The sequence below is a fragment of the Methylobacter sp. BlB1 genome, assembly GCF_015476545.1.
In the GTDB taxonomy this organism is placed as follows: Bacteria; Pseudomonadota; Gammaproteobacteria; order Methylococcales; family Methylomonadaceae; genus Methylobacter.
In genome coordinates this window covers 1-1,082 of sequence record NZ_JADMKV010000179.1, presented here as the reverse complement: position 1 = coordinate 1,082, position 1,082 = coordinate 1, and the positions used below count along the sequence as shown (strand labels likewise).

The 1,082-nt window shown below is 59.3% G+C and carries 1 protein-coding gene; it reads left to right on the top strand.

Annotated elements, in window-relative coordinates:
* Nucleotides 1–1,082 (top strand): carbohydrate-binding domain-containing protein (locus tag IT781_RS21905; protein WP_194972291.1); only part of this gene is annotated, 1,082 nt, incomplete at both ends.

Below are 1,082 nucleotides of genomic sequence, written 5' to 3'. Positions count from 1 at the left end.
GGCAGGGCTGGCCCTGAAGGCGGGCGGCAACGTCAGCCTGGGCTCCTTGTGCCTGAGCTCCGGCGAGTGCGGCAGTAAAGTGGCAGCGCAGACCACGGCGGCGGCAACCATCACCTCTGAAAACGGCAACATCACCTTGAATGGCAATTTGCTGGCCGACCGGTCGCTGCTGCTGACGGCCAATAACGGCGCTCTGACACTCGGCGGCATCGATTTGAGCTCACGCCAGAGTGCTACCCTGCAAGCCCAAAGTAAAAATGCCATCAAACTCAACAGTGACATACTGACCAAGAATGGCGACATTGACATCCAATCGACGAATGGCGCCATTACCGTAGCCGATGACATCGCCATCGACTCCGGCTCGGCGGAGCTTGCCTTGAAAGCGGACGGCGACATCAGTCTGGGCTCCTTGTGCCTGATCTCCGGAAAGTGTGGAGCAACAACCCCAGAGAAAACCTCGAAAGTAGCAAACATCACCTCCGAAAACGGCAACATTACCTTAGCCGGCGATTTGCTGGCCGACCGGTCGCTGCTGCTGACAGCCAATAACGGCGCCCTGACGCTCGGCGGCATCGATTTGCGCTCACGCCAGGGCGCTACCCTGCAAGCTCAAAGCAAACAGGGCATCAAGCTCAACAATGACATCCTGACCAATAACGGTGAGATGGCCATCAACTCGACAGGCGGCGCCATTACCATGGCGGACAATAAGATCCTGTCCGCCGGCGACCATAACATCACGCTGACCGCCGGCAGCGATGTCGATGTGCAGCATCTCCTGACTACGGCCAAGATCGCTGTGACTTCGGGCGCCAACGCGACATTCAAGCAGGCGCTGGCGGGCCTGAACAATCAGGGGATCGGTGAATTTGCCGTTGACGCCGGCGGTAATGTTGTGCTGAACGGTCTGAGGAGCAACAGTGCCGTCACCGTATCGGCGGATGGTTTGGTCGATGTCGTCAAGCCGGTGTTCACGGCTGGCGACGTCAATCTCGCCGGCAAGACCCTGACCGTTGAATCGGGCGCCGGCATCAGCACCAAGGGGGCGAACGGAAACGTGGCCGGCAAGGCGCTGAATC